The organism is Stenotrophomonas sp. pho (assembly GCF_006228405.1).
GTDB classification, from domain to species: Bacteria; Pseudomonadota; Gammaproteobacteria; order Xanthomonadales; family Xanthomonadaceae; genus Stenotrophomonas; species Stenotrophomonas sepilia.
The window spans coordinates 3,852,907-3,878,951 of record NZ_CP029759.1 but is presented as its reverse complement, the minus strand read 5'-3'; the positions used below and the strand labels follow the sequence as shown (position 1 = coordinate 3,878,951).

Genomic DNA, 26,045 nt, shown 5'->3' with positions numbered 1-26,045 from the left:
CGATTGAACCCGCCTCGTTCGCGTTGCAGCACATCGTCTGCCGAGTGATTCCAAGCGGCAGACGGGTGCGCCAGACGTGCGCTGAAAGGTCTGTTCCCTGGGAGGGGGCGTATCGGAAGAGCACACTTTTTTGACTTCAGTGACCTGCACCAGGAAACAAGAATGAACGTCCGCGAACTCCTGCAATCCAAGAAAGAAGCTGTCATCACCATCGATGCCGAAGACACGATCGGTGCCGCCGCCCACAAGATGAGCGCGAACAGGATCGCTGCGCTGGTGGTGATGAAGGACGATGCCCCGGTCGGCATCATTTCCGAGAAGGACATCGTGCGCACCCTGGCCGACGACGGCCCGCAGGCCGGCCGCCGGGTGATTTCCAGCCTGCCGTCCACCGGTCTGGAGGGCATTGCGCCGGACGCCACGCTGAAACAGGCCATGTCATTGATGACGTACTCGCGGCGCCGTCACCTGATGGTCACTGAAGGCACCCGCCTGGTTGGCATCCTCAGCCTGGGCGATATCGTGAAGAACCTGCTGGGCGAGCTGGAACTGGAAAAGGCCGTGCTGCAGGACATCTACATGGCCGCCCACTGAGGGCCGCAGCGCTGGAAGCAGAGAAGCCGGGCATTGCCCGGCTTCTTCATTCACGGCGCCGGTGATATCAGAAAGTGACCTTCACCGAATCGGCGCTGTAGTTCGCCGGCCCGTGATAGACCACTTCGATGTTGTTGCCATCGGGGTCGAGCACGAAGGCGCCGTAGTAGCCCGGGTGGTAGGGGCGTTCGCCTGGCGCGCCATTGTCGGTACCGCCGGCGGCGATCGCGGCAGTGTGGAAGGCATCAACAGTTGCGCTGTCGCGCGCCTGGAAGGCGAGATGGTGGCGGTCGGTCAACTGGCCGGCGGCGGCACGGCTGCTGGCGCTGGAAATGAACAGCTCGTCGGCCCAGAAGAAGTCTGGCCCTTCGCCGCCCAGTGGGATGCCGATCGTATCGAACACTGCCTGGTAGAAGCGGCGGCTGGCGGCCAGGTCACGCACCACCAGCTGGATGTGGTCGATCAGGCGGCCACGGTGCAGTTCCATCGTTTCCATACGAACCTCACAGAAAAAGGGGACGGAGGGGATTAAGTCGCTTCCAGCACAATAGTGCCAGAAACGGCTTAATCCCCTTCGTCCCCTTTTCGGGGTCAGACGTTGGCGATGATCTCGACCCAGTAGCCGTCCGGGTCCTTGATGAAGGCCAGGTTCTTCATGCGGCCGTCGGTCAGGCGCTTCTGGAAGGTTACCCCGAGGTCCTCGAAGCGCTGGCAGGCCGCCTCGATGTCCGGCACCGACACGCAGATGTGGCCGAAGCCGCGCGGGTCGCTGTTGCCGTCGTGGTAGACCGCGCCGTCCTGGCTCTCGGTGCCGTGGTTGTGGGTCAGTTCCAGCACGCCCGGCAGGCCGGCCATCCACAGGCGGCGCTGGCTGTCATCTTCCGGAACCGCCACGCCAGCTGGGACGTAGGCCAGGAAGTACAGGCTGAACTGGGCTTCGGGAAAGTCGCGCTTGTCGATCAGCTGGTAGCCGAGCACGCGGGTGTAGAAGTCCAGCGAGGCGGTGATGTCCTTCACCCGCAGCATGGTGTGGTTGAACACGAAGCCGGTGGTTTCGGCCGGGGCCTGGGCGGCGACGCCGGGGACATCGCGCAGGGCGGGAATGGTCATGGGGGAGGTCCTTCAGACAGGGCCGTTGCCGGCCGGATGGGGGCATTCTACCGGCCAGCACCTGACGGTACCGCGACGTACAATGGCCGGATCGCACCGTTCCGTCCTGACAACGATTGCCCGCCATGTCGCAGCGTGAATGGGTGGCCGCCGCCATCCGCAAGATTGAAGCCGATTTCAACCGCTCCGCCGATACCCACCTGATCCCGCTGGCGCTGCCCGGGTTCGAGGGCATCGATGTGTACCTGAAGGATGAGTCGAGCCATCCCACCGGCAGCCTCAAGCACCGGCTGGCGCGCTCGCTGTTCCTGTATGCGCTGGCCAATGGCTGGCTGCGCGAAGGGCGACCGGTGATCGAAGCGTCCAGCGGCTCGACGGCGGTGTCCGAAGCCTATTTCGCGCGCCTGCTGGGCCTGCCGTTCATTGCAGTGATCCCGGCCACCACCTCGCCTGAAAAGATCGCCGCGATCGAGTTCCAGGGCGGCCGCTGCCACCTGGTCGAACGTGCCTGCGACCTCAACTGTGATTCGGAAAAGCTGGCCCGTGAAACCGGTGGCCACTTCATGGACCAGTTCACCTACGCTGAGCGCGCGACCGACTGGCGTGCCAACAACAACATCGCCGAGTCCATCTTCAAGCAGATGGCCGAAGAGCCCAGCCCGGTTCCGGAATGGATCGTGTGCAGCCCCGGCACCGGCGGTACCGCCGCCACCCTGGGCCGCTATGTCAGCTACCGCCGCCACGATACCCGCATCCTGTGCGCGGACCCGGAAGTGTCGGTGTTCTTCGACGGCTACCGGGCCGCTGTGGCCGGTGGACAGGACTGGCGCGACCTGACCTGCAGTGGTGGTTCGCGCGTGGAGGGCATCGGCCGGCCACGGGTGGAGCCGAGCTTCATCCCGACCAGCGTCGATGCGATGGTCAAGGTACCCGACGCGCTGAGCCTGGCCGCGATGCGCCATGTCAGCCGCCAGCTCGGCCGCCGCGTCGGTGGCTCCACCGGCACCAACTTCATCGGCGTGCTGCAGGCCGCGCAATGGATGCGCGAGGCGGGCCACCAGGGCAGCATCGTCAGCATCCTGTGCGACAGCGGCGAACGCTACGCGCAGAGCTATTACGACCCGGCGTGGTACCTGCGCCAGGGCATCGATGTCGACGGCGCCGATGCACAGCTGGCCGCGGCGGTGGCCGGGCAGGGGTTGCCCGAGCTGCCGTGGTGCAGCCTGGAAGCGCTGTAGCATGGACGACGCTCTCGCCGGGCCATGCCGGCGATGCCAGGGGGGCACCGCAGAGGCGTGCGTCGATTGGTAGAGTCGACTGTTAGTCGACTGCTCTACGTTCAGGTCGCGAAAATCCCGCGCTGCGCGCGAAAGTCGACTCTACCCGGTCGCCGGGGCGTCTCAATATCCCGCCGCGGTGAAGGCGTCGAGCACCGCGTCGCGCAGTGCATCGGGCAACGCCTCGATGTCCATCGCACGGTCATCCAGGTGCAGGGTGGGATCCAGGATGCTGGCGCGGCCCTGGGCCAATGCCTGCAACCACAGCAACACGCAGATCACGAACTCGCGCTCATGGCCCAGCTGCAGCTGGCTGGCGCCGCGCTCGACTACTTCGAACGGGTACCACTCCTGGCTTTCATTGAACGTGCCGCCCTGCTGCAGCACCGCCTGCAACTGCTGCAGGTGGCGCGGGGCGTCGTCGCCGGCATCGCACAGCGCGGCGATCCAGGCCAGTTCGGCCGCGCTGGCAGACAGTGCCAGCGACCGCGCCGGTGAGGCGGATGCAACTGCAGCCAGACCTTCCATGTGGGGCCTCGTTCGGTACGTGCCGCTGCGGACTCCCCCGCACCCAGAGCTTCGGGGGGCGCGCGTAAGGCCGATGTGAATACCGTGCCCCCTTGTCAGCGATGCCTGGCAGCGCCATATCTACCGGGCTGCCCGCCTGCCGGGCCCGTACTCTGGAGACCTGCCGTGACCGTTGCCAACCCCCTGCTCGATTTTTCCGGCCTGCCGCGCTTCGAGGCGATCCGCCCCGAGCACGTGGCGCCGGCGCTGGATGTGCTGCTGGCCGAGGCCGAAGCCGCCGTCAGCGCAGCCGAGCAGGTGCAGCCGGTCACCTGGCAGACCTTCGTGACCCCGCTGGACGATGCCACCGAGCGCCTGTGGCGCGCCTGGGGCCTGGTCGGCCACCTGCAGGGCGTGGTCAACACCCCGGAGCTGCGCGAGGCCTACAACAGCAACCTGCCGCGGGTGACCCGCTTCGCCAGTGTGCTGGGGCAGAACCTGGCGCTTTACCGCCAGTACCAGGCGCTGGCCGCCAGCCCGGAGGCGGCGCATTTCGATGAAGCCCAGCGCAAGGTGCTGGACAACACCCTGCGCGACTTCCGCCTGGGCGGCGCCGAGCTGGCGCCCGAGGCGCAGCAGCGTTTTGCTGCGATCAAGGAAGAACTGTCGGCGCTGTCGGCGAAGTTCTCGCAGAACGTGCTCGACGCTACCGATGCCTGGTCGCTGATCATCGAAGACGAAGCGCGGCTGAAGGGCCTGCCGGAAGACGTGAAGGCCGCCGCGCATGCCGCAGCACAGAAGGACGGCAAGGCCGGCTGGAAACTGACCCTGCAGATGCCGTGCTACCTGCCGGTGCAGACCTGGGGCGAGGACCGCGACCTTCGCGAGATCCTGTACCGCGCCAGCGCCCAGCGTGCGTCCGAATTCGGCGATGACGCACTGGACAACAGCGGCAACATCGACCGCATCCTTGCCCTGCGCGCCGAACTGGCTGCGTTGCTCGGCTTCGATTCGTACGGCCATTACTCGGTGGCGACCAAGATGGCGCAGGACCCGGCCGAAGTGCTCGGTTTCCTGCGTGACCTGGCCGCGCGCGCCAAGCCGTTCGCCGCCAGGGACCGCGCCGAGCTGGAGCAGTTCGCGCGCGAACAGCTCGGCATCGACAGCCTGCAGGCCTGGGACCTGGCCTTCGCCGCCGACCGCCTGAAGCAGGCGCGTTACAGCTATTCCGAGCAGGAGGTGAAGCAGTATTTCACCGAGCCGAAGGTACTGGGCGGCCTGTTCTCGGTGATCGAGCAGCTGTACGGCCTGCGCGTGCAGGAGGACAGCGCGCCGGTGTGGCACGAGGATGTGCGCTTCTTCCGGTTGGTCGATGCGCAGGGTGCGCTGGTTGGCCAGTTCTACCTGGACCTGTACGCCCGCGAGGGCAAGCGCGGCGGAGCGTGGATGGATGATTGCCGCAACCGTCGCGTGCGCACCGACGGCAGCGTGCAGACGCCGCTGGTCTACCTGGTGTGCAACTTCGGCCGCGGTGCCAACGGCAAGCCGGCCACCTTCAGCCACAACGAAGTGACCACGCTGTTCCATGAGATGGGCCACGGCCTGCACCAGCTGCTGACCCGCATCGGCGAACTGGGCGTCGCCGGCATCAACGGCGTGGAATGGGATGCGGTGGAGCTGCCCAGCCAGTTCATGGAGAACTTCTGCTGGGAATGGGATCACTTGCAGGCGATGACCGCGCACGTGGACAGCGGCGAGCCGCTGCCGCGCGCGCTGTACGAGCGCATGCTGGCCGCGCGCAACTTCCACAGCGGCATGGCCACCGTCCGCCAGCTGGAGTTCGGCCTGTTCGACATGCTGCTGCACAGCCAGTTCGAACCAGCGCAGGACAGCGTGCTGGCACTGTTGGACCGCGTGCGCGCGGAAGTGGCGGTGAACCACCCGCCGGCCTGGAACCGCTTCCCGCACCAGTTCAGCCACATCTTTGCGGGCGGTTACGCCGCGGGTTACTACAGCTACAAGTGGGCCGAGGTACTCAGCGCCGACGCCTATGCCGCTTTCGAGGAAGCGCCGCAGGCACTGGCTGAAACCGGTGCACGCTTCCGTGATGAGATCCTGTCGCGCGGTGGCAGCCGCCCGGCGGCGGACAACTTCAAGGCCTTCCGCGGCCGTGCTCCGCAGATCGATGCGCTGCTGCGCCACTCGGGCATGGCGTAAGGCGTCGGGTAGGTGCCAACCCCGGTTGGCACTTCACCGCCATCCACGCATGGCGTGGATCTACCGGAATGCCGGCCAGCGGCCGGCACTACCGGTGGCGGGTCATTCGGCGTAGATCATCTTCCGGGTCATGCCGCCGTCGACGATGAAATCCTGGCCGGTACTGAAACCGGACAGTGATGACAGCAGGTATACGGCCAACGCACCGATGTCCTCCGGCTGGCCGACGCGGCCGACCGGGTGTTGCGCATGGTCGGTGGCCGAATACTCCGGTGCGTGTCGGCGTGAGGGTGCCTGCCACTCGCAGGTGCCGATCCAGCCGGGACTGATGCTGTTCACCCGCACCGCCGGGCCGCTGCTGATCGCCAGCGCATGGGTGAACGCCACCAGTCCGCCCTTGGCTGCGGCATAGGCTTCGCTGTGTGCTTCGGATTGCCAGGCGCGGGTCGAGGCGATGTTGATGATTGTACCGGCGGCGCTGGCGGTCAGCGCCGGCAACGCATGCTTGCTGCACAGGAACGCGCCGTGCAGCGAAGACAGCCGGCGCTGCCACTCGTCCCAGTCCATGTCCTGCAGCAGCGTGCCGTGCGGGCTGGCAATCCCCGCGTTGTTGACCAGCCCGTCGATGCGGCCGAAACGCTGCAGGGCCACGGCGATGAAGGCGCGCACGCTGGCTTCGTCGGTGATATCCAGGCGCTGGAACACGGCATCCTCACCACGCTGCCATTCCGCCAGGCACGCCTCGCCGGCCTCCATGTCGAGGTCGCCGATCAGCACGCGGCCACCGGCGCCGAGCACGGCCTGCGCGATGCCACGGCCGATGCCGTTGGCACCGCCGGTGACCAGCACCACCTTGCCCGACAGCGGCGCGGCCGGCCAAGCGGCAATCGGCGGTACCGTGCTCACGACAGGTCTTCGCCACGCAGGCGGCGATGCCAGCCGTCCACGCCGATGCGGTCCAGGGTCTGGATGTTGCGCTCGACGATCACATCCGGATCCGGATAGACGTCCACCGCGCGCGCCACGCTGTCTTCGCGCAGCAGGTGCAGGGTGGGGAAGGGCGCGCGGTTGGTGTAGTTGCTGGCGTCGTCGGCAGCCACGCCCTCGAACTGGTAATCCGGATGGAAGCTGGCCACCTGCAGGATGCCCTGCAGGTCCAGCGCCTCGATCGCCGCGTCGGCGTTGTCGAGGAAGTCGTTGTAGTCGAGGAAATCGGTCAGCACCTGCGGATGCACGATCAGCGTGGTATCGATCTGCTCGGCCGGCGTATCACGCAGCAGGACCAGTTCCTCGGCCAGCTGCTCAACCAGGGCTTCCGTCGTGGTCGCATCGCTGAGCACGATGCGGACCTGATCCTTCACGTAGACCGCCTTGGCGAACGGGCACAGGTTCAGGCCGATGACGATGCGTTCCAGCCACAGGCGGGTGGCGGCGATCGGGTCCTCGGTGGGCAGTTGGGCGTCGGTCATGGCGGGCACGTCGGCTGGCGGGGCGGACATTGTAGGCGCGTCGCTGGCAACGCGCCGTCGTACCGCAGGTGCCGGCGCCGGGCCATGCCCGGCGGCCAGATCAATCGCGGAAATTGTTGAACTGCAGCGGCAACTCGAACTTGCCGGCCTTGAGCACGGCGATGGCGTCCTGCAGGTCGTCGCGCTTCTTGCCCTGCACGCGCAGCTTGTCGCCATTGATCTGGCTTTCAACCTTCAGCTTGGCTTCCTTCAGCGCAGCGGCGATCTTCTTGGCGATCTTCTGCTCGATGCCCTGCTTGACGGTGATCTTCTGCCGGGCCTGGGCCAGGTTGGTCTCGATGTCGCCGAACTCCAGGCTGAGCACGTCGATGCCGCGCGCGGCCAGGCGTGCACGCAGGATGTCGTTCATCTGCTTGAGCTGGAATTCGGTCGGCGCGAACTGGTTGATCACATCGCCATCGCGTTCGAACTTGGCATCCACGCCCTTGAAATCGAAGCGGGTGGCCAGTTCGCGGTTGGCCTGGTCGATGGCGTTGGTCAGTTCGTGGGTGTCGACTTCGGACACGACGTCGAAGGAAGGCATGGGCGATGCTCCGCAGGATTCAGTGGCAGCCATTCTATCGCGAGGGCCCCGTGCCCGCCGTTTGTAGAACCGAGCCCACGCTCGGCTGCTTTTTGAAGAGCGGCCGAACTCTACAGAATGCGACGACCGGGCGATAATGGGCCATGAACGTGCAACGCTCCCCTTCGCGTGCGGTGGCCTGGATGGTCGCTGCAGTCGCCTGTTTCTCGCTGATGGACGCTGGCATGAAGCAGCTGTCGGCCAGCTACCCCACCCTGGAAGTAACCTTCCTGCGCGGCGCGGCCTCGTTGCCGTTCGTGCTGGTCTGGGTGCTGGCCAGCGCCGGGCCGCGTTCACTGGTGCCGCGCCGCTGGGGGCTGCACCTGCTGCGTGGTGCGCTGGGCATGGCGATGATCGGCTGCTTCGTGTTCGCCCTGCGCGACCTGCCGTTGTCCACTGCCTACACCATCTATTTCGTGGCCCCGCTGCTGATCGCCGCATTGTCGGTGCCGCTGCTGGGCGAGCGGGTCGGGCCACGGCGCTGGGTCGCCATCGGGATTGGCCTGGTCGGCGTGCTGGTGGTGCTGCGGCCGGGCGTCGATGGCTTCATCTCGGTGCCGGGGCTGATGGTGCTGGCTGCGGCCACCGCCTATGCCATTGCGGCGATCACGGTCAGCCTGCTGACCCGCACCGATACCTCGCAGTCGATGGTGGTCTGGTTCCTGGTGATCATGGCCATCGGTGCCGGCCTGCTGGCCCTACCCGGCTGGGTGCCGCTGCAGCTGGCACATGCGCCGCTGATCGGTGGCATGGGCCTGGCCGGGGCGCTGGGCCAGATCGCCCTGACCAGGGCCTTCCAGCTGGGCGAGGCCTCGATGATCGCGCCGTTGGAGTACAGCGGGCTGGTCTGGGTGATCGGTTGGGACCTGGCCTTCTGGGGCCAGCTGCCCGATGGCTATACCTGGGTGGGCGCGGCGATCATCGTGGCTTCGGGGCTTTACCTGCTGCACCGCGAGCGGGTCAACCGGCAGGAACCACCGAAGCCGCTGGATCATCCCTGAACCGGTTTGGCCGGGAAGCGGGGTCAGAGCCCCTGCGGGGATCCGACCCCGGAACCCGCGCCGGAGCAGGTACGTTAGAACCAAAAGGAATAACATTCTGGCCCATGGCGCGGGCGCGCGACCGCCTGCGCTGGTAGGCTGCACGCCCCCTTCCGTCACCCAGCCGGTGAGCCACGCCCGTGATCGAGTTCCAGCGCCTGCACAAATCCTATGCCGTTGCCGGCCGCGAGATCAGCGCGCTGCAACCGTTGGACCTGACCATCGAGGCCGGTGAGGTTTTCGGCATCATCGGCCATTCCGGCGCCGGCAAGTCGACCCTGATCCGCATGATCAACCGCCTGGAAGAACCCAGCGGTGGCCGGCTGCTGATCGGTGGTGAGGATGTCACCGCGCTGGACGCGGACGGCCTGCGCGCGCTGCGTCGGCGCATCGGCATGATCTTCCAGCACTTCAACCTGCTGTCGTCGCGCACGGTGGCGGGCAATGTCGCCTTCCCGCTGGAACTGGCCGGCACGCCGAAGACGGAAATCGACGCGCGCGTGGCCGAGCTGCTGCAGACCGTGGGCCTGGAAGCGCATGCGCAGAAGTATCCGGCGCAGCTGTCCGGTGGCCAGAAGCAGCGCGTCGGTATCGCCCGCGCGCTGGCGACCCGTCCACAGATCCTGCTGTGCGACGAGGCCACCAGTGCGCTCGATCCGCAGACCACCGCTTCGGTGCTGTCGCTGCTGTCAAAGATCAATCGCGAGCTCGGCCTGACCATTGTGCTGATCACCCACGAGATGGACGTGATCCGCCGTGTCTGCGACCGCGTTGCGGTGCTCGATGCCGGCCAGATGGTCGAAACCGGTCCGGTCACCCGGGTGTTCCTGCACCCGCAGCATCCGACCACCCGCCGTTTCGTCAGTGAGTCGGAGCATGTGGACGAGGGGGCGCTGCACCGTGATTTCGATGCCGTTGGCGGCCGTATCGTGCGCCTGACCTTCCTCGGTGGCGACACCTACGAACCCCTGCTCGGCAGTGTCGCGCGGCAGACCGGGGTCGACTACAACATCCTGTCCGGCCGCATCGACCGGATCAAGGACACCCCGTATGGCCAGCTGGTGGTCGCCCTGGTGGGCGGCGACCAGTCCGCCGCGCAGGCCGCGTTCGTGGCCGCCGGCGTGCATGTTGAGGAACTGCGTCGATGATCATCGCTACTGCCGGCGGCTTCTTCCGCCACCTGGATGCGGGCAAGTGGGCCGACATCGGCCAGGCCACCATCGACACCCTGCTGATGCTGCTCGGTTCGCTGCCGCTGACCCTGGCCATCGGCCTGCCGCTGGGTGTGCTGCTGTACCTGTTCGGCGCACCGCAGATGAAGCGCCGGCCGTTCGCCTATGGCGTGCTGGCGCTGGTGGTGAACCTGCTGCGTTCAGTGCCTTTCATCATTCTGATGATCGTGCTGATTCCGGTCACCCTGTTCCTGATGGGGACGTCGCTGGGCGTGCGTGGTGCGATTGTGCCGCTGGTTATTGGTGCCGCACCGTTCTATGCGCGCCTGGTCGAGACCGCGTTGCGCGAGGTTGACCGCGGCGTGATCGAAGCTACCCAGGCAATGGGCGCCACTACCTGGCAGCTGGTTACCCGCGTGTTGCTGCCGGAAGCGCGCCCGGGCCTGATCGCCGGTGCGACGGTGACCACCGTCGCGCTGATCGGTTTCACCGCGATGGGCGGCGCCATCGGTTCCGGCGGCCTGGGCGATCTGGCGTTCCGCGACGGCTACCAGCGTTCGCACACCGACGTGGCCCTGGTCACCGTGGTCCTGCTGCTGGTCCTGGTGCAGCTGCTGCAGATGCTCGGCGACCGCCTGGTCGCGCATTACAGCCGCAAGTAACCGCTACGCCTGCTGGTAGCCGGCCAGCGGCCGGCTCTACCCATTGCCTGGAAACGGTAGTGCCGGCCGCTGGCCGGCAATTCCACGTGCGGTCAACGCGCGTTCGGTACTTCGTAGCCCAGCTTGCCGACCTGTTCCGGATGCTGCGGCACGCGCTTGAGCTTGTCGGTGTTCACGCCGTACTCGTCGCGCAGGCGCTCGGCCAGCTCCTTGTACAGCGCTTTGTCCATGTCCGGCGTGCGCGAGAAGATCCAGGCCATCTCACGGCCCGGGTAGCCGATCAGTGCCCACGAATAATCCGGGGCGACGTCCAGCACCCGGGAGTGGGTCGGCACCACGCGGTAGAACCAGGTGCGCCAGCCGTGGTTGCCGCTGTCCGGGTCGACGCTGGCGCGTGCACGGATCTCCTGCAGGGGTTCGCCGAAGCCGTCGCGGTAGCGGTAGGTGATGCCGACCTTGTGCTCGTCGCGCAACTCGTACTCGTTGACGCTGGCGACGTGCCCGCGTTCGATGAAGTTCGGCACGCGGCCGATCACGTACCAAGTGCCCATGAAGCGCTTGAGGTCGATCGGGGCATCCGGATCGGCGCGCGGGACGCTGGCACGGGGTGATGGCGGCTCACCGACCGCCATGGCGGGGCCCGCCAGGGACAGGGCCAGCAACACGGCGCAGAGCGGGCGGATCGAAGTCATGCGGGAGCGGGCTCAGGAGGGCTTTGCCTGAGCATGGTCGACTGAGCGTGCGCGATCCGTCAATGGTGTCGCAATCTGTGAGAAGGGGCTTGCCCAAGCTGTGTTGCATTGTCTACCGGAGAAGGCCCATGAACACACGTTCCGTCCGTCGCCCTGCAACTGAACGCATCATCGAACGCGCCGACCCGCGCCTGCTGCGTGGCGTGCGGCAACTGGCGCTGGCCGGACTGGCGCTGGTACTGGTCTGGCCAGCGGCACGTGGCAGCAGCGCGTGGTTGGGCTGGCTGCCGATGTGGCTGATTGGCATGCCGCTCGCGGCCTGGTGGGCGCTGCTGCGCTTCCCGCTGCCGCGCCTGTCGGGGCTGCCGAAGGTGCGGCGTACCGGTGGACAGGCGCGTCGCCGGCGCGGCCCGGCGGCCACGGCCTGACCTTCGACACGGGGGAGGCCGCGGCATTCCGTGCTAGCGTTCCACGGCTTATGACTGCCTGGAGCTGCAATGTCACGACTCGCTTCCGCCTGCCTGTTGGCCGGCATGATGACCGCTGCCTCGGTGGGGACCGCCGTGGCCGCTGAGGATACAGACCGCTACGCCTGGCTGGAGGACGTCACCGGCGACAAGCCGCTGTCCTGGGTCAAGGAACAGAATGCCAAGTCCGAGGCGCGCCTGGCGCAGACCCCGGCCTTCAAGCAGATGGAGACCCGCATCCGCGAGGTGCTCGACTCCGATGCCAAGATTCCGGGCGTGCAGAAGATCGGCGACTACTACTACAACTTCTGGAAGGACCAGCAGCACGAGCGCGGCCTGTGGCGGCGCACCACCCTGGCCGAGTACCGCAAGGCGTCGCCGCAGTGGGAGACCGTGCTGGACCTGGATGCACTGAACAAGGCCGAGGGTGAGAACTGGGTCTGGCACGGTGCCGATTGCCTGCGCCCGGATTACAGCCGTTGCCTGATCGCGCTGTCGCGCGGCGGCGCCGACGCCGACGTCACCCGCGAGTTCGACCTGGTCAACAAGACCTGGATCAAGGACGGCTTCTTCCGCCCGGAGTCGAAGGGGGGCCTCAACTGGGTCGATCGCGACACCGTGTTCGTCTACACCGACTTCGGTGCCGGCACGATGACCACGTCCGGCTATCCGCGCGTGGCCAAGCTGTGGAAGCGCGGCACGCCGATGGCCTCGGCCACGACGGTGTACGAAGGCAAGCCGGAAGACATGTACATCGCGGCGATGCACGATGACACCCCGGGCTTCGAGCGCAACCTGGTCAGCCGCACGCTGGCGTTCTACAACAACGAGCTCTACCTGCGTGGCGACGACGGCACGCTGACCAAGATCGACGCGCCGAACTCGGCCGAGAAGGGCCTGCACAAGCAGTGGCTGACCCTGGAGCTGCGCGATCCGTGGACCGTGGGCGGCAAGACCTATGCGTCCGGTTCGCTGCTGGCGACGAAGCTGGACGACTTCCTGGCCGGCAAGCGCGACTTCGAGGTGCTGTTCACCCCGACCGCGACCACCTCGCTGGCCAGCGCCACCTGGACCAGGAGCCACCTGGTGCTGAACGTGCTGGACGACGTCAAGAACCGCCTGTCGGTGCTGACCCCGGGCGCCAACGGCTGGCAGACCAGCCGCTTCGTCGGCGCACCTGCCTTCGGCACGCTGGGCGTGGCTGCAGTGGACAGCAATGACAGCGACGCGGTGTGGCTGACCGCCACCGACTACCTGACCCCGACCACGCTGGCGCTGGCCGAGATCGGCCAGGCCCCGGAAACACTGAAGACCATGCCGGCCTTCTTCGACGCCAAGGGCAAGGTGATCGAGCAGCACTTCGCCACCAGCAAGGACGGCACCCGCGTGCCGTACTTCGTGGTGCACGACAGGGCGATGAAGCTCGATGGCTCCAATCCGACGCTGCTGTACGGCTACGGTGGCTTCGAGATCTCGCTGACCCCGAGCTATTCCGGTGGCATGGGCCGCGCCTGGCTGGAGAAGGGCGGCGTGTACGTGGTGGCCAACATCCGTGGTGGCGGCGAGTACGGCCCGCGCTGGCACCAGGCGGCGCTGAAGCAGAACCGCCACAAGGCCTACGAAGACATGGCCGCGGTGGCGCGGGACCTGGTCAAGCGCAAGATCACCAGCGCCAAGCACCTGGGCGTGCAGGGCGGCAGCAACGGTGGCCTGCTGACCGGCAACATGCTGACCCAGTACCCGGAGCTGTTCGGTGCGGTGGTGGTGCAGGTGCCGTTGCTGGACATGAAGCGCTACAGCCACCTGTTGGCGGGTGCCTCGTGGATGGCCGAGTACGGCAACCCGGATACCAGTGACTGGGAGTTCATCAAGACCTTCTCGCCGTACCACCTGTTCAACGCGAAGAAGAACTACCCGCCGGTGCTGTTCACCACCTCGACCCGCGACGACCGCGTGCACCCGGGCCATGCCCGCAAGATGGCGGCGAAGATGATCGACGCCGGCAAGGACGTGACCTACTACGAGAACATCGAAGGGGGTCACGGCGGCGCCGCCAACAACGCGCAGGCCGCGCACATGTCGGCACTGGCCTACAGCTTCCTGTGGGAGCGGTTGGGCGGCAAGTAAGCAGAACGGAAAACGCCGCCCCAGGGCGGCGTTTTTCCTTATCCGGTAGGGCCAGCGGCCGGCACTACCGTCAACGTGATCCCTGCCAACGCTTCAATCCGCGCGCAATCCGCGCCACCGCCTCCTGCAATCGCGGTACCTCCTGGGTATAGGCCAGGCGCACGTGCTGGTTGGCACGATGGAAGCCGAAATCCAGGCCCGGGGTGAACGCCACGTGCTCGGTTTCCAGGAAATGCGCGCAGAATGCCTGCGCGTCGTCGGTGAATGCACTGACGTCGGCGTACAGGTAGAACGCGCCCTGTGGCTCGACTTCGATACGGAAGCCCAGCTCACGCAGTGCCGGCAGCAGGAAGTCGCGACGCTGGCGGAACGCGTCGCGGCGCTGCTCGAAGATCGCCATGGACTCCTCGCTGAAGCAGGCGAGCGCGGCGTGCTGGGCGATGCTCGAGGCGCTGATGTACAGGTTCTGCGCCAGCTTCTCCAGATCCGGTACTGCGGACGGCGGCGCCACCAGCCAGCCCAGCCGCCACCCGGTCATGCCGAAGTACTTGGAAAAACTGTTCAGTACGAATGCGTTGTCGTCCACCTGCAGCACGCTGGGCGCGTCCAGGCCGTAGGTCAGGCCGTGATAGATCTCGTCCACCACCAGGTGGCCGCCCCGCGCGTGCAGGGTCTGCGACAGTGCAGCCAGTTCGTCGGCGGAGAGCACCGTGCCGGTCGGGTTGGCCGGTGAGGCAACCAGCGCGCCGACGCTGTCGGCATTCCAATGCTGTTCCACCAGGGACGGCGTGAGCTGGTACGCAGTGTCCGGGCCGACCGGCACCAGCTGTGCGCCGCCTTCGACGAGGCGCAGGAAGTGGCGGTTGCAGGGGTAGCCGGGGTCGGCCAGCAGCCAGTGGCGGCCGGGATCGACCAGCAGGCTGCTGGCCAGCAGCAGCGCACCGGACCCACCCGGGGTGACCAGGATGCGCTCAGGATCGATGTCCAGACCGTAGTGGCTGCGATAGAAACCGCTGATCGCCTGGCGCAGGGCCGGCAGGCCACGTGCGGCGGTGTAGCGGGTATGGCCGGCGGCCAGTGCGGCCTGGCCGGCCCGCACGACCGGTTCGGCCGTAGTGAAGTCCGGTTCGCCGATTTCCAGGTGGATCACATCGTGGCCGGCCTGTTCCAGCGCCTGCGCGCGGGCCAGCAGGGACATCACATGGAACGGGGCGATTTCATGGCTGCGCCGGCTGTAGCCCGGCGTGTGGGGCAGGGTACTCATGTGCCCATGGTACGCCGGCCGGCATGACCCATGACGATCCGCAGGGTTGCCGCATTGCAGGGATTGGGGTCAGATCCCTTTTCGGGAAAAGGGATCTGACCCCGCCGAAGACCATTGCATTGACGCGCCTGGAGCCTTACTTCATGAAATCCACCCTTTGCCTGTTGCTTGCCAGCCTGATGACCACGACTGCTACCGCTGCCACTCCGCCCGTTCCGCCGGATGCCGCCCGGCACCCGCATGTGGTCAAGGCGCCGTTTGGCGCGACCCGCAACGATGACTATTACTGGCTGCGCGACGACAAGCGCGAGAACAAGGACATGCTGGCCTACCTGCAGGCCGAGAACGCTTACGCCGACCAGTTGCTGGCGCCGCTGAAGCCGCTGGAAGACACCCTGTACAAGGAGATCGTCGGCCGCATCAAGCAGGACGATTCCAGCGTTCCGGCGCGTGAGCGCGGCTACTGGTACTACAGCCGCTTCGAGACCGGCCAGGACTACCCGATCCACGCCCGCCGCAAGGGCAGCATGGAGGCCGCCGAGGAAATCCTGCTCGACGTCAACGCGATGGCCGCCGGCAAGGGCTACTTCAACGTCGGCGCGATGGAAGTGAGCCAGGACAACCAGCTGCTGGCATGGGCCGAGGATGACGTCGGCCGCCGCCAGTACACCCTCCGTTTCAAGGACCTGCGGACCGGCCAGGTGCTGCCCGACGTCATCACCGGCAGCTCCGGCGACCTGGTCTGGGCCGATGACAACCGCACCGTGCTGTACGTCGAGAACGATCCGGAAACGCTGCTGACCGTGCGCGTGAAGAAGCACGTGCTGGGCACCCCGGCCAGCGCCGACACCGTCGTCTACGAAGAGAAGGACGACAGCTTCTACATGGGCATCGGCCGCACCCGTGACGATCGCTTCATCACCATCGGCGTGCACAGCACCGTGTCCTCCGAAGAGCGCTACGCGCCGGCCAGCGACCCCACCACCTTCGCCGTGCTGGCGCCGCGCCAGCGTGACGTCGAGTACGACGCCGACCACTACGATGGCCGCTGGGTGATCCGCACCAACGATGGCGCGAAGAACTTCAAGCTGGTCACCGCACCGACCGACGCCACCTCGCGCGCGCAGTGGAAGGACTGGATCGCGCACGACGAGGCGGTGTTCATCGAAGGCTTCGAGCTGTTCGAGGGTTATACCGCCATCGCCGAACGCTCCGAGGGCCTGGAGCGCATCCGCCTGCTGTTCAAGGACGGCCGCAGCGACTACGTGAAGGCCGATGAACCGGCCTACTCGATGGGCCTGGGTGACAACACCGAAGCCGAGACGCCGTGGCTGCGCTACGTGTACACCTCGATGACCACGCCGACCACGGTATTCGAGCTGAACACCGCCACCGGTGAGCGTCGCCAGCTGAAGGTGCAGCCGGTGATCGGCTATGACGCATCGAAGTATGAAACCGACCGCGTCTGGATCACCGCGCGCGATGGCGTGAAGGTGCCGGTGTCGCTGGTCTACCGCAAGGGCTACCAGAAGGATGGAAAGGGCGCACTGTTCCAGTACGCCTATGGCAGCTACGGGATGTCGATGGACCCGTACTTCAACCAGACCGCGGTGAGCCTGCTCGACCGCGGCGTGGTGTATGCCATTGCCCATATCCGCGGTGGCCAGGAAATGGGCCGCGACTGGTACGAGAACGGCAAGCTGCTGCACAAGCAGAACACCTTCAACGACTTCATCGACGTCACCCGCGGCCTGGTCGCACAGGGCTGGGCGGCGAAGGATCGCGTCGCTGCGTCCGGCGGCAGCGCCGGTGGCCTGCTGATGGGCGCGGTGGCCAACCAGGCGCCGCAGGATTACCGGGTGATGGTGGCGCAGGTCCCGTTCGTCGACGTGGTCACCACCATGCTCGACCCGACCATTCCGCTGACCACCAACGAATACGATGAGTGGGGCAACCCGGAGCAGAAGCCGTATTACGACTACATGCTGTCCTACTCGCCCTACGACAATGTGAAGCAGCAGGCGTACCCGGCGCTGTTCGTGGGTACCGGCCTGTGGGATTCGCAGGTGCAGTACTGGGAGCCGGCCAAGTGGGTGGCCAAGCTGCGTGATCACAACACCGGCCCCTACCCGATCCTGTTCCGCACCAACATGGAAGCCGGCCATGGCGGCAAGTCGGGGCGCTTCCAGCGCTACCGCGAGCTGTCCGAGTCGTACGCGTTCGTGCTGCAGCAGCTGGGCATCGCCCAGCCGTAACGGCGAAGGGGTGCCGGGCGTTGCCGGGCACCCCGAACCGTTATCCTTGCGGCCATGAGCCTGCCCGAGCCCTCCGCATCCCGCGATACCGCCACGCCACCGCGCGTGGTGCGTTTCCGCTGGGCGTGGTGGCTGCTGGCCTATGTCAGCCTGGGCACCGGCATCGTCGGCATCTTCGTGCCGGGCCTTCCGACCACCGTATTCATCCTGATCTCGGCGTGGGCTGCGTCACGTGGGTCCGAACGCCTGCACACCTGGCTGCTGCAGCACCCGCGCTTCGGCCCGGCCATCGCCAACTGGCAGGCACACGGGGCGGTCAGCCGCCATGGCAAGTGGATGGCCACGATCACCATGGCGGTGTGTGCCGCCATCATGCTGTGGTGCGTGCCGATCGCCTGGGTGAAGTGGTTCTCGATCGGCAGCATGACCGTGGTCGCAATCTGGCTGTGGACGCGGCCGTTGCCGCCACCGCCCACAGATTGAGCGCCGGCGGTAGTGCCGGCCGCTGGCCGGCAACCCGATTCCCTGCACCAACCGCTCAGCCGCCAATGGCTATACTCGGGGCATGAAGATCCCCCATCGAAACGCCATCCTGATTCCGCTGGCAGCGGCCTCGCTGCTGCTCCTCGCCGCCTGCGGCAACAAGGGCCCGCTGGTACTGCCGCAGAAGCCGGTGCCGGTGGAGGAAACCGTCGAACCCGCTGCCGAGCCCGCCACCGAGGCGACCCCGGCGGAGGCCCAGGGCGCCGTTGCCCCCACCACGACCGTCGACCCGGCTGCAACGACCACTCAGCCGGCACCCGCGCCAGCGAAGAAGGCGGGCGTCGGGAATGAGTAAGGCCGGTTCCAGGGCCTTGCGCTTCAGCAAGATGCATGGCGCGGGCAATGACTTCGTAGTGATCGACCTGCGTGACGGTACTGCGCCGCCCACGCCTGAACTGGCCGCGCGCCTGGCCGACCGCCACACCGGCGTCGGCTGCGATCAGATCCTGACCATCGAGGCGCCACGTGCGGAAGGCTCGGTGGCCTCGTACCGCATCTGGAACGCCGACGGTTCCAATTCCGAGCAGTGCGGCAATGGCGCGCGCTGCATCGCGGCCTGGCTGGTGCGCGAGGGCAGCGCGCAGGGCGATGCATTCGTCATCGACAGCCCGCTGGCCAGCCATGAGGTGAAGGTGCTGGGTGAAGGGCAGTTTGCGGTGACGATGGGCGTGCCTGCCTTCGAGCCGGCCAACGTGCCGCTGATGGGCTTCGCCCACCCGCGCGAGGAATACCTGCTGCCGCTGCAGGGCGAGAGCGTCCGCTTTGCTGCGGTGTCGATGGGCAACCCGCATGCGGTGATCGAAGTGGGCTTGATCGATGCCGCTCCGGTTGAACGCGTGGGTTCGCTGCTGCAGCAGCACGCGTCGTTCCCGCGCTCGGTGAACGTGGGCTTCGCCCAGGTGATGAGCCCGGCCCACGCCCGCCTGCGCGTGTTCGAGCGCGGTGTCGGCGAGACCCTGGCCTGCGGCAGTGGCGCCTGCGCCGCCGCCGTGACCCTGATGCAGCGCGGCCGCCTGCAGCGCGATGCGCGCATCAGCCTGCCCGGAGGTGACCTGCGCATCCAGTGGCCGGGCAATGGCCAGCCGGTGGTGATGGCGGGCCCGACCGCATTCGTCTTCGAAGGGGAGTGGATGGCATGACCGAAACCGTCGACAAGCTCGGGGCCCATGAAGTCGCTGCCTGGTTGCGGCGACATCCCGGCTTCCTCAAGCAGTTTCCGGACCTGGCCCTGACCCTGGTGGTGCCGCGCGATGACGGCCCGACCGCATCGCTGGCCAGCTACCAGCTGGAAGTGCTGCGCGAGAAGAACCGCGAGCTGGCACGACGGTTGGCCGATCTGGGCGCCACCGCCCAGGTCAATGAACGCCTTGCGGTGCGCACGCACCAGCTGACCCTGGCACTGATGAAGCAGGACAACGCGGCCGATACCCTGCGCGCGATGGCCGCATCGCTGCAGGAAGACTTCGCCGGCGACCTGGTGCGGCTGGTGGTGCATGCGCCGGTGGCCGGGCTGGAACAGGCCGACTGGCTGCAGGTGATTGCTGCCGATGATCCGCAACTGGGCCCGTTCCGCGATTGCCTGAACGACGGCGAGCCGATCTGCGGCCGCCTGCAGCCGGAAAAGAATGCCGTCCTGTACGGCGTGCGCAGCGAGGAAGTGCAGACCACCGCGCTGCTGCCGTTGCCGGGCGTCGGCCTGATCGCAGTCGGCAGCCACGACCCGAACCGCTTCTACCCGGGCATGGGCACGCTGTTCCTGCGCATGATGGGCGACGCCCTGGCCACTGGCCTGAAGCGCTTCCACGACTAAGCAGGACCGGACGACGATGAGCGCGGTACAGGCCTTCCTGCAGCATCTGCAGGTGGAGCGGCGGATGTCGGCGCATACGCTTGACGCCTACCGCCGCGACCTGGACGCGCTAGCGGTCTGGGCCGAACCGCGTGGCGTAGCGGTGGAGGCGCTCGATGCCGATGCGTTGCGCCAGTTCGTCGCCGACGAGCATCGCCGCGGCCTGTCGGCCAAGAGCCTGCAACGCCGCCTGTCGGCCTGCCGCAGCTTCTATGCCTGGCTGCTCAAGCACGCGCACATCGAGGTCAGTCCGGCAGCGACGCTGAAGGCACCGCGCGCGCCACGCCGGTTGCCACAGGTCCTCGACGCCGATGAGGCGGTGCAGCTGGTCGAGCTGGAGCCGGAAGGTGAGCTCGGCCGCCGTGACCGCGCGCTGCTGGAACTGTTCTATTCCTCCGGCCTGCGTCTGAGCGAAGTCTGTGCGCTGACCTGGCGCGACCTGGATTTCGACAGCGGGCTGGTCAACGTGCTGGGCAAGGGCAACCGCCAGCGCCGCGTGCCGTTCGGGCGGCCGGCACGCGAAGCGCTGCAGGCGTGGCGCGCGGAAAGTGGCGGTGGTCCGGCATCGCCGGTGTTCCCCGGTCGCAACGGGCCAATCAGCCAGCGTGCGGTGCAGATCCGCATCCGCCAGCTGGCGCAGCGCCAGGGCCTGTTCAAGCAGGTGCACCCGCACATGCTGCGGCACAGTTTCGCCAGCCACATCCTGGAATCGTCCGGCGACCTGCGTGGTGTGCAGGAGCTGCTGGGCCATGCCGACATCGCCACCACGCAGATCTATACCCACCTCGATTTCCAGCACCTGGCCAAGGTCTATGACGCCGCGCATCCGCGCGCGAAGCGTCGACGCAGCACCGAGGGCAGCGGAGAAAGCTGAACGTTGGCCCTGCGTCAGCCGGTCGCGGGTGGCTTGAAGGGCGCAGCGCAGTCCCCACCTCTGGTTCTGTCACCCCGGAGGCATCATGGACCCCAGTCAGAACCCCAACGTTTTCCACGCCACCACCATCGTCTGCGTCCGTCGCGGCGAGCACGTGGCCATTGCCGGCGACGGCCAGGTCACGCTGGGCCACACCGTGATGAAGGGCAACGCGCGCAAGGTGCGCCGCCTTGGCCGCGACGGCCAGGTGCTGGCCGGCTTCGCCGGTGCCGCTGCCGATGCCTTCACCCTGTTCGAGCTGTTCGAGGCCAAGCTGGAAAAGCACGGCCAGCTGCAGCGCGCCGCGGTCGAGCTGGCCAAGGATTGGCGCACCGAGCGCCGCCTGGGCAAGCTCGAAGCCCTGCTGGCAGTGGCTGACAAGGAAACCTCGCTGATCATCAGCGGCACCGGTGATGTGATCGAGCCGGAGGACGGCATCATCGCCATCGGCTCCGGTGGTTCGTACGCCCTTTCGGCTGCGCGGGCGCTGATGGCGCACACCGAGCTGGATGCACGCACCATCGCCAGTGAAGCGATCGGCATTGCCGGCGACATCTGCATCTACACCAACCGCAACGTGGTGGTCGAGGAGCTGTGAGGGTCGTGCCGGCTGCTGGCCGGCAACCTCATGTCCCCCGCACGCGTGCCTGGTTGCCGGCCAGCGGCCGGCACTACCGACAATGAATCCGTGAGCACAACCATGTCGAAGATCGAAGTTTCCTCCGCCACCATGACCCCGCGCGAGATCGTGCAGGAACTGGACAGGCACATCGTGGGCCAGCACGACGCCAAGCGCGCGGTGGCCATCGCCCTGCGCAACCGCTGGCGTCGCATGCAGCTGCCGGCGGAGCTGCGCAATGAAGTGATGCCGAAGAACATCCTGATGATCGGCCCGACCGGTGTCGGCAAGACCGAGATCGCGCGCCGCCTGGCCACGCTGGCCAACGCACCGTTCGTGAAGGTCGAAGCCACCCGCTTCACCGAAGTGGGCTACGTCGGCAAGGACGTCGAGCAGATCATCCGTGACCTGGCCGACACCGCGGTCAAGCTCTATCGCGAACAGGCCAAGGTGCGCGTGCGTACCCAGGCCGAAGAACGCGCCGAAGACCGCATCCTCGATGCGCTGCTGCCGCGTCGTAGCGGCGGCATCGGTTTCGATCCTGAAGTCGCCCGCAACGAACCGTCGGCGCAGGACAACGAGACCCGCATCAAGTTCCGCAAGATGCTGCGCAACGGTGAGCTGGACGAGCGTGAGATCGAGCTCGACCTGGCGGCCAATGTCAGCATGGACATCATGACCCCGCCGGGCATGGAGGAAATGGGCCAGCAGCTGAAGTCGATGTTCGCCAACCTCGGCGGCGGCGCGAAGGCGCACAAGCGCACGCTGACCATCAAGGCCGCGCGCCCGCTGCTGATCGAGGAAGAAGCGGGCAAGCTGGTCAACGAGGATGACATCCGTACCGCCGCAATCGAGGCGTGCGAGCAGCACGGCATCGTCTTCATCGATGAGATCGACAAGGTCGCCAAGCGTGGTGACAACGTGGGCGGTGGCGACGTGTCCCGCGAAGGCGTGCAACGCGACCTGCTGCCGCTGGTGGAAGGCTCCAATGTGTCCACCAAGTACGGCACGATCAAGACGGACCACATCCTGTTCATCGCGTCGGGCGCGTTCCACCTGGCCAAGCCCAGCGACCTGATTCCGGAGCTGCAGGGCCGTTTCCCGATCCGCGTGGAACTGGGGGCGCTGAGCAAGAATGACTTCGTGCGCATCCTGACCGAGCCGAAGGCCGCGCTGACCAAGCAGTACGAAGCGCTGCTGGCCACTGAAGGTGTCAAGGTCAGCTTCACCGCCGATGCCATCGACCGCCTGGCCGAAATCGCCTTCCAGGTGAACGAGCGCCAGGAGAACATCGGTGCCCGACGCCTGCATACAGTGCTGGAACGCCTGCTGGATTCGCTCAGCTACGAGGCACCGGACCGCGATGGCGAAACCCTGGCCATCGACAGCGCCTACGTCGATGCACACCTGGGTGAGCTGGTGCAGGACCCGGACCTGAGCCGCTACATCCTGTAACGCCCGATCCGGTCGGATCCCTCGCCACGGCGAGGGCCCTGACGCCATCCGCTGCAACAGAAAAGGCCGCCGAAAGGCGGCCTTTTGCGTTGGCGGTCAGCGCGATTGCCGCGTGCGGTAGGCCTGCAGTACCTGATCGATCACCGCACTGGTGCGGGCGGCGCTGATGCCGTCCGAGGGCGAGTGCCCGTTGCCGCGCAGTTCATCCACGAGAGAGGCAATCAACGGTTGCTGGATCGACGACGGGTTGGGAATGTCGAAGGCCTGCACACCGGCTCCGGTCTCCAGCACCACCGGAACATCCTCGAAGGTCGCAAAGCGCAGCTGGCCGCGGTCGCCGGTGATCTCGATCTCATCCTGGCGGCGGAACGCGCAGAAGCTCCATTGCGCGATGCCGTGCGCGCCCGCTCCAGTGCGGAAGCACATCGAAACGCTGTCCTCGGCGGCATAAGCGCCGGTCAACGAACTGGCCAGGCCGCGCACATCGCTCAGCGGCCCCAGTAGATGATCGAGCAGGTCCAGGGTGTGCGAGCCCAGATCGACGAACAGCCCGCCGCCGGAGATTGCGGGATTGGTCCGCCAGAAGTCCGGCGATGCGGCGTTCACCGAATGCGGCCGATGCAGGGTGGCGCGAACGCTGCGCGGTGTACCGATCGCGCCGCTGTCCAGCAGCTGCTTCACCTGCGCGAATCGGGGCAGGGCGCGGCGGTAGTAGGCGACGAACACGGGCACGCCACGGCGTGCACTGGCTTCCAGGATGCGCTCGCATTCGGCGAGGTCCAGGGCCATGGGTTTCTCGATATAGACCGGCTTGCCCGCCGCAATCGCCTGCAATGCGTACTGCATGTGCGTGGAGGGCGGTGTTGCAACGTACACCGCGTTCACGTCCGGATCGCCGATCAGCGCGTCGGCATCCGTGTACCAGCGTGGCACCGCGTGGCGCCGCGCATAGTCTTCGGCCAATGCGGCATTGCGGCGCATGACCGCCGCCACCCGTGAGCCGGGTGTGCTGGCCAGGGCGGGGCCGCTCTTCTTCTCGGTGACGCTGCCGCAGCCGATGAAGCCCCACACCACGTTGTCCAGGATCATGGGTCTGTCCTCACAGTGGGGCTGCGGTGGCGGCAGTGAACCCGCTCATGCCTCGGGCAGCGGCTCGGGCACGGTGCCGGGAACGAACACGCCGTCCTTTACGTAGGCGGCCAGGGTCATGTCCAGTGCGAGCATGCCATCGCGCTTGAGGTCCATCAGTTCCGGTTCGACCATCGCACCGTGCAGTACGCCCAGCACGGTGGCGTGCAGCATGCGTGCGGCGATCTTCGGGTCTGCACCCTCGCGCAGCTGGCCCAGGTCCTTTGCCCGGCGCAGGGCACGTTCCATCCGGTCCAGTCCATCGCGGAAACCGGCCTGCTGCAGTTCGGTCAGCACCCGGGTATCAGCCGACGCATCGCTGCGCAGCATGATCTCCATGGTCTTGCGCAAGCGCTCGTCCTCGGACAGTTCGATGAACGAGTGGATCATCACCGCGCGCAGGTCGTGCACCGGCGTGTTGCGCTGGTCGGTCGAGGTGCGCTCCAGCTCCTGCATGAAAGGCAGATGCACGCGCTCGACGATCGCGGCCAGCACCTCGCTCTTGTTCTTGAAGTGCCAGTAGACCGCACCGCGGGTATAGCCGGCGCGGGCACCGATCATCTCCAGCGTGGTACGGGCCACGCCGTGTTCATGGAAGCAGGCTTCGGCGGCGTCAAGGATGCCTTCCCGGGTTGCCTGGGTGTCCTCTTTGGTCTTGCGGGCCATGGATGGGTACGAGTGCGGGTGAAACGTGGCTGAATTGTACCGGTTTACAAACAAACAATCATGTATGTATATTTCGCTCCCATCATTCCCGTCGTGTGCGTGGCAGGCCGGTCCGGTTACCACTCCCCGCTGGTGAGCGTTGCCTGCTGGCGCTTTCGGCCTGTATCAGCGCGATTTGAGATTCCTTCCCCTAAGAGCCTTTCCGTCATGTTGCTGAGCCGAATCCGACCCTTTGCACTGTCGCTGGCGATCGCCGCGACCGTGGCTGCCTGCGGCGGCCAACCCCAGGCCCCCGAGCAGGGCCCGGGTGACGTCACTGTGGTCACGCTGAAGTCCGAGACCGTGGGCCTGACCCGCGAACTGCCGGGCCGTACCAACGCCTACCTGGTCGCCGAAGTGCGCCCGCAGGTCAATGGCATCGTTGCCAAGCGCCTGTTCACCGAAGGTGGCATGGTCAAGGCCGGCGAGCCGCTGTACCAGATCGAGGACGCCAGCTACCGCGCCCAGGCCAACAGTGCCCGCGCCCAGCTGGCCCGCGCCGAGGCCACCGCCAACGCCGCCCGGCTGAGCGCCAAGCGCATCACCGAGCTGGCCAAGGTCGATGCGGTCAGCCAGCAGGACCTGGAAAATGCCGTGGCCGCGCAGAAGCAGGCCGAGGCGGATGTCGGTGCCGCGAAGGCATCGCTGGACGCAGCCAACGTCACCCTGGGCTACGCCCGCATCACCGCGCCGATCAGCGGCCGCATCGGCAAGTCCAGCGTCACCCAGGGTGCGCTGGTCAGTGCCGGCCAGGCCAATGCACTGGCTACCGTGCAGCAGCTGGACCCGATCTATGTCGACCTGACCCAGTCTTCGGCCGAGCTGCTGCAGCTGCGCCGCGAACTGGCCGCCGGCCGCCTGCAGGACAACCAGACCCTGCCGGTCAGCATCCTGATGGAAGACGGCAGCACCTTCGAGCACAAGGGCACGCTGGAGTTCTCCGAAGTCAGCGTCGATCCGACCACCGGCAGCTTCGGCCTGCGCGTGAAGGTGGACAACCCGGACGGCCTGCTGATGCCGGGCATGTACGTGCGTGCGGTGATCGGCGGCGGCGTGCGCAGTGATGCCGTGCTGGTGCCGATGCAGGGCATCGCCCGCGATCCGAAGGGCGATACCACGGCGATGGTGGTCGGCAAGGACAACAAGGTCGAAGTGCGCCCGGTCAAGGTCAGTCGCACGGTCGGCGACAAGTGGCTGGTCGAGGACGGCCTGAAGGCCGGTGACAAGGTCATCGTCGAAGGCCTGCAGAAGATCGGCCCCGGCATGCCGGTCAAGGCCACCGAAAAGGGCGACGCACCGGCCAAGCCGGCGGCCGATGCCCAGCCTGCCGCCCCGGCCGGCGACGCGAAGTAAGCGGA

General features: G+C 66.8%; 28 protein-coding genes. 17 read left to right on the top strand and 11 right to left on the bottom strand.

Annotated elements, in window-relative coordinates:
• Positions 1-162 precede the first annotated feature (162 nt).
• Complete coding sequence (locus DL544_RS18035; protein ID WP_033834978.1) at positions 163-594, top strand: CBS domain-containing protein; 432 nt, start codon at positions 163-165, stop codon at positions 592-594.
• A 67-nt stretch (positions 595-661) separates the two neighbouring features.
• Here DL544_RS18035 and DL544_RS18030 read toward each other — a convergent pair whose 3' ends face one another.
• Positions 662-1,090: a VOC family protein gene (locus DL544_RS18030; RefSeq protein ID WP_139727692.1), complete on the bottom strand. Its 429-nt coding sequence runs from the start codon at positions 1,088-1,090 to the stop codon at positions 662-664.
• A 95-nt stretch (positions 1,091-1,185) separates the two neighbouring features.
• The gene (gene gloA / locus DL544_RS18025; RefSeq protein ID WP_033834977.1) at positions 1,186-1,704 is read right to left on the bottom strand and encodes a lactoylglutathione lyase; all 519 of its coding nucleotides are present in this window, start codon (positions 1,702-1,704) and stop codon (positions 1,186-1,188) included.
• Between the two features lie 125 nt (positions 1,705-1,829).
• On the opposite strand from gloA, the gene DL544_RS18020 reads away from it, so the two are divergent.
• Positions 1,830-2,942, top strand: coding sequence for a PLP-dependent cysteine synthase family protein (locus DL544_RS18020; protein WP_005419477.1), 1,113 nt, complete (start codon positions 1,830-1,832; stop codon positions 2,940-2,942).
• A 162-nt stretch (positions 2,943-3,104) separates the two neighbouring features.
• On the opposite strand, the gene DL544_RS18015 is transcribed toward DL544_RS18020, so the two are convergent.
• Positions 3,105-3,509 (bottom strand): hypothetical protein, encoded by a 405-nt coding sequence (locus DL544_RS18015; protein WP_005419475.1) that lies wholly within the window; start codon positions 3,507-3,509, stop codon positions 3,105-3,107.
• A 165-nt stretch (positions 3,510-3,674) separates the two neighbouring features.
• Between DL544_RS18015 and DL544_RS18010 the strand changes: the two genes are divergently transcribed.
• On the top strand, positions 3,675-5,705 hold the full coding sequence (locus DL544_RS18010; protein ID WP_033835682.1) for a M3 family metallopeptidase: 2,031 nt from the start codon (positions 3,675-3,677) through the stop codon (positions 5,703-5,705).
• A gap of 102 nt (positions 5,706-5,807) precedes the next feature.
• Here DL544_RS18010 and DL544_RS18005 read toward each other — a convergent pair whose 3' ends face one another.
• From DL544_RS18005 to DL544_RS17995, 3 genes are all read right to left on the bottom strand, one after another.
• The gene (locus DL544_RS18005; RefSeq protein ID WP_139727690.1) at positions 5,808-6,611 is read right to left on the bottom strand and encodes an SDR family oxidoreductase; all 804 of its coding nucleotides are present in this window, start codon (positions 6,609-6,611) and stop codon (positions 5,808-5,810) included.
• Positions 6,608-7,174: a DUF1415 domain-containing protein gene (locus DL544_RS18000; RefSeq protein WP_033834530.1), complete on the bottom strand. Its 567-nt coding sequence runs from the start codon at positions 7,172-7,174 to the stop codon at positions 6,608-6,610. The genes DL544_RS18005 and DL544_RS18000 overlap by 4 nt, the downstream gene beginning before the upstream one ends.
• A 100-nt stretch (positions 7,175-7,274) precedes the next feature.
• Positions 7,275-7,757 carry a YajQ family cyclic di-GMP-binding protein gene (locus tag DL544_RS17995; RefSeq protein ID WP_005419468.1) on the bottom strand — a complete coding sequence of 161 codons (483 nt, stop codon included), beginning with the start codon at positions 7,755-7,757 and terminating at the stop codon, positions 7,275-7,277.
• A gap of 143 nt (positions 7,758-7,900) precedes the next feature.
• Here DL544_RS17995 and DL544_RS17990 point away from each other — a divergent pair, with 143 nt between their 5' ends.
• From DL544_RS17990 to DL544_RS17980, 3 genes are all read left to right on the top strand, one after another.
• Entirely contained in the window at positions 7,901-8,797 is an 897-nt protein-coding gene (locus tag DL544_RS17990) for a DMT family transporter (protein WP_005419466.1), read from the top strand.
• A 179-nt stretch (positions 8,798-8,976) separates the two neighbouring features.
• Complete coding sequence (locus DL544_RS17985) at positions 8,977-9,984, top strand: methionine ABC transporter ATP-binding protein (RefSeq protein WP_033834529.1); 1,008 nt, start codon at positions 8,977-8,979, stop codon at positions 9,982-9,984.
• Positions 9,981-10,670 carry a methionine ABC transporter permease gene (locus DL544_RS17980; protein ID WP_014038544.1) on the top strand — a complete coding sequence of 230 codons (690 nt, stop codon included), beginning with the start codon at positions 9,981-9,983 and terminating at the stop codon, positions 10,668-10,670. The genes DL544_RS17985 and DL544_RS17980 overlap by 4 nt, the downstream gene beginning before the upstream one ends.
• Before the next feature lie 92 nt (positions 10,671-10,762).
• On the opposite strand, the gene DL544_RS17975 is transcribed toward DL544_RS17980, so the two are convergent.
• Entirely contained in the window at positions 10,763-11,362 is a 600-nt protein-coding gene (locus tag DL544_RS17975) for a lipocalin family protein (protein ID WP_005419460.1), read from the bottom strand.
• A gap of 128 nt (positions 11,363-11,490) precedes the next feature.
• Here DL544_RS17975 and DL544_RS17970 point away from each other — a divergent pair, with 128 nt between their 5' ends.
• Positions 11,491-11,790, top strand: coding sequence for a hypothetical protein (locus DL544_RS17970; RefSeq protein ID WP_065178019.1), 300 nt, complete (start codon positions 11,491-11,493; stop codon positions 11,788-11,790).
• 69 nt (positions 11,791-11,859) lie between these two features.
• Positions 11,860-13,956, top strand: a complete 2,097-nt coding sequence (locus DL544_RS17965; protein WP_139727688.1) for a prolyl oligopeptidase family serine peptidase — start codon at positions 11,860-11,862, stop codon at positions 13,954-13,956.
• A gap of 70 nt (positions 13,957-14,026) precedes the next feature.
• Here the strand turns inward: DL544_RS17965 and DL544_RS17960 are convergent, their stop codons facing one another.
• Positions 14,027-15,220, bottom strand: a complete 1,194-nt coding sequence (locus DL544_RS17960; protein ID WP_065186217.1) for a pyridoxal phosphate-dependent aminotransferase — start codon at positions 15,218-15,220, stop codon at positions 14,027-14,029.
• 136 nt (positions 15,221-15,356) lie between these two features.
• Positions 15,357-15,425 carry a hypothetical protein gene (locus tag DL544_RS22575; RefSeq protein WP_353088925.1) on the bottom strand — a complete coding sequence of 23 codons (69 nt, stop codon included), beginning with the start codon at positions 15,423-15,425 and terminating at the stop codon, positions 15,357-15,359.
• Here DL544_RS22575 and DL544_RS17955 point away from each other — a divergent pair.
• The 8 genes from DL544_RS17955 (at position 15,400) to hslU (ending at position 22,854) form a co-directional block, all read left to right on the top strand.
• Positions 15,400-17,475 carry a S9 family peptidase gene (locus DL544_RS17955; protein ID WP_414603819.1) on the top strand — a complete coding sequence of 692 codons (2,076 nt, stop codon included), beginning with the start codon at positions 15,400-15,402 and terminating at the stop codon, positions 17,473-17,475. The genes DL544_RS22575 and DL544_RS17955 overlap by 26 nt on opposite strands.
• A gap of 54 nt (positions 17,476-17,529) precedes the next feature.
• Positions 17,530-17,958: a YbaN family protein gene (locus tag DL544_RS17950; protein ID WP_065186219.1), complete on the top strand. Its 429-nt coding sequence runs from the start codon at positions 17,530-17,532 to the stop codon at positions 17,956-17,958.
• An 82-nt stretch (positions 17,959-18,040) separates the two neighbouring features.
• A complete protein-coding gene (gene lptM / locus DL544_RS17945) occupies positions 18,041-18,313 on the top strand; it encodes an LPS translocon maturation chaperone LptM (protein ID WP_065186220.1) in 273 nt (90 codons plus the stop codon).
• The gene (gene dapF, locus DL544_RS17940; protein ID WP_139727686.1) at positions 18,306-19,157 is read left to right on the top strand and encodes a diaminopimelate epimerase; all 852 of its coding nucleotides are present in this window, start codon (positions 18,306-18,308) and stop codon (positions 19,155-19,157) included. Before lptM ends, dapF begins: the two co-directional genes overlap by 8 nt.
• Positions 19,154-19,828 (top strand): DUF484 family protein, encoded by a 675-nt coding sequence (locus DL544_RS17935; RefSeq protein ID WP_005419445.1) that lies wholly within the window; start codon positions 19,154-19,156, stop codon positions 19,826-19,828. Before dapF ends, DL544_RS17935 begins: the two co-directional genes overlap by 4 nt.
• Before the next feature lie 16 nt (positions 19,829-19,844).
• A complete protein-coding gene (xerC, locus tag DL544_RS17930; RefSeq protein ID WP_005419436.1) occupies positions 19,845-20,741 on the top strand; it encodes a tyrosine recombinase XerC in 897 nt (298 codons plus the stop codon).
• 85 nt (positions 20,742-20,826) lie between these two features.
• On the top strand, positions 20,827-21,378 hold the full coding sequence (hslV, locus tag DL544_RS17925) for an ATP-dependent protease subunit HslV (RefSeq protein WP_005411093.1): 552 nt from the start codon (positions 20,827-20,829) through the stop codon (positions 21,376-21,378).
• Positions 21,379-21,480: 102 nt separating this feature from the next.
• Positions 21,481-22,854: an ATP-dependent protease ATPase subunit HslU gene (hslU, locus tag DL544_RS17920; protein ID WP_065178024.1), complete on the top strand. Its 1,374-nt coding sequence runs from the start codon at positions 21,481-21,483 to the stop codon at positions 22,852-22,854.
• A gap of 96 nt (positions 22,855-22,950) precedes the next feature.
• On the opposite strand, the gene DL544_RS17915 is transcribed toward hslU, so the two are convergent.
• Both DL544_RS17915 and smeT read right to left on the bottom strand, forming a co-directional pair.
• Positions 22,951-23,943: a Gfo/Idh/MocA family protein gene (locus DL544_RS17915; protein ID WP_065186221.1), complete on the bottom strand. Its 993-nt coding sequence runs from the start codon at positions 23,941-23,943 to the stop codon at positions 22,951-22,953.
• A gap of 45 nt (positions 23,944-23,988) precedes the next feature.
• Positions 23,989-24,648, bottom strand: a complete 660-nt coding sequence (gene smeT, locus DL544_RS17910) for an efflux transporter SmeDEF transcriptional repressor SmeT (protein WP_065186222.1) — start codon at positions 24,646-24,648, stop codon at positions 23,989-23,991.
• A gap of 207 nt (positions 24,649-24,855) precedes the next feature.
• Between smeT and smeD the strand changes: the two genes are divergently transcribed.
• Entirely contained in the window at positions 24,856-26,040 is a 1,185-nt protein-coding gene (gene smeD, locus DL544_RS17905) for a multidrug efflux RND transporter periplasmic adaptor subunit SmeD (RefSeq protein ID WP_005419428.1), read from the top strand.
• The last annotated feature ends 5 nt before the right edge of the window (positions 26,041-26,045 follow it).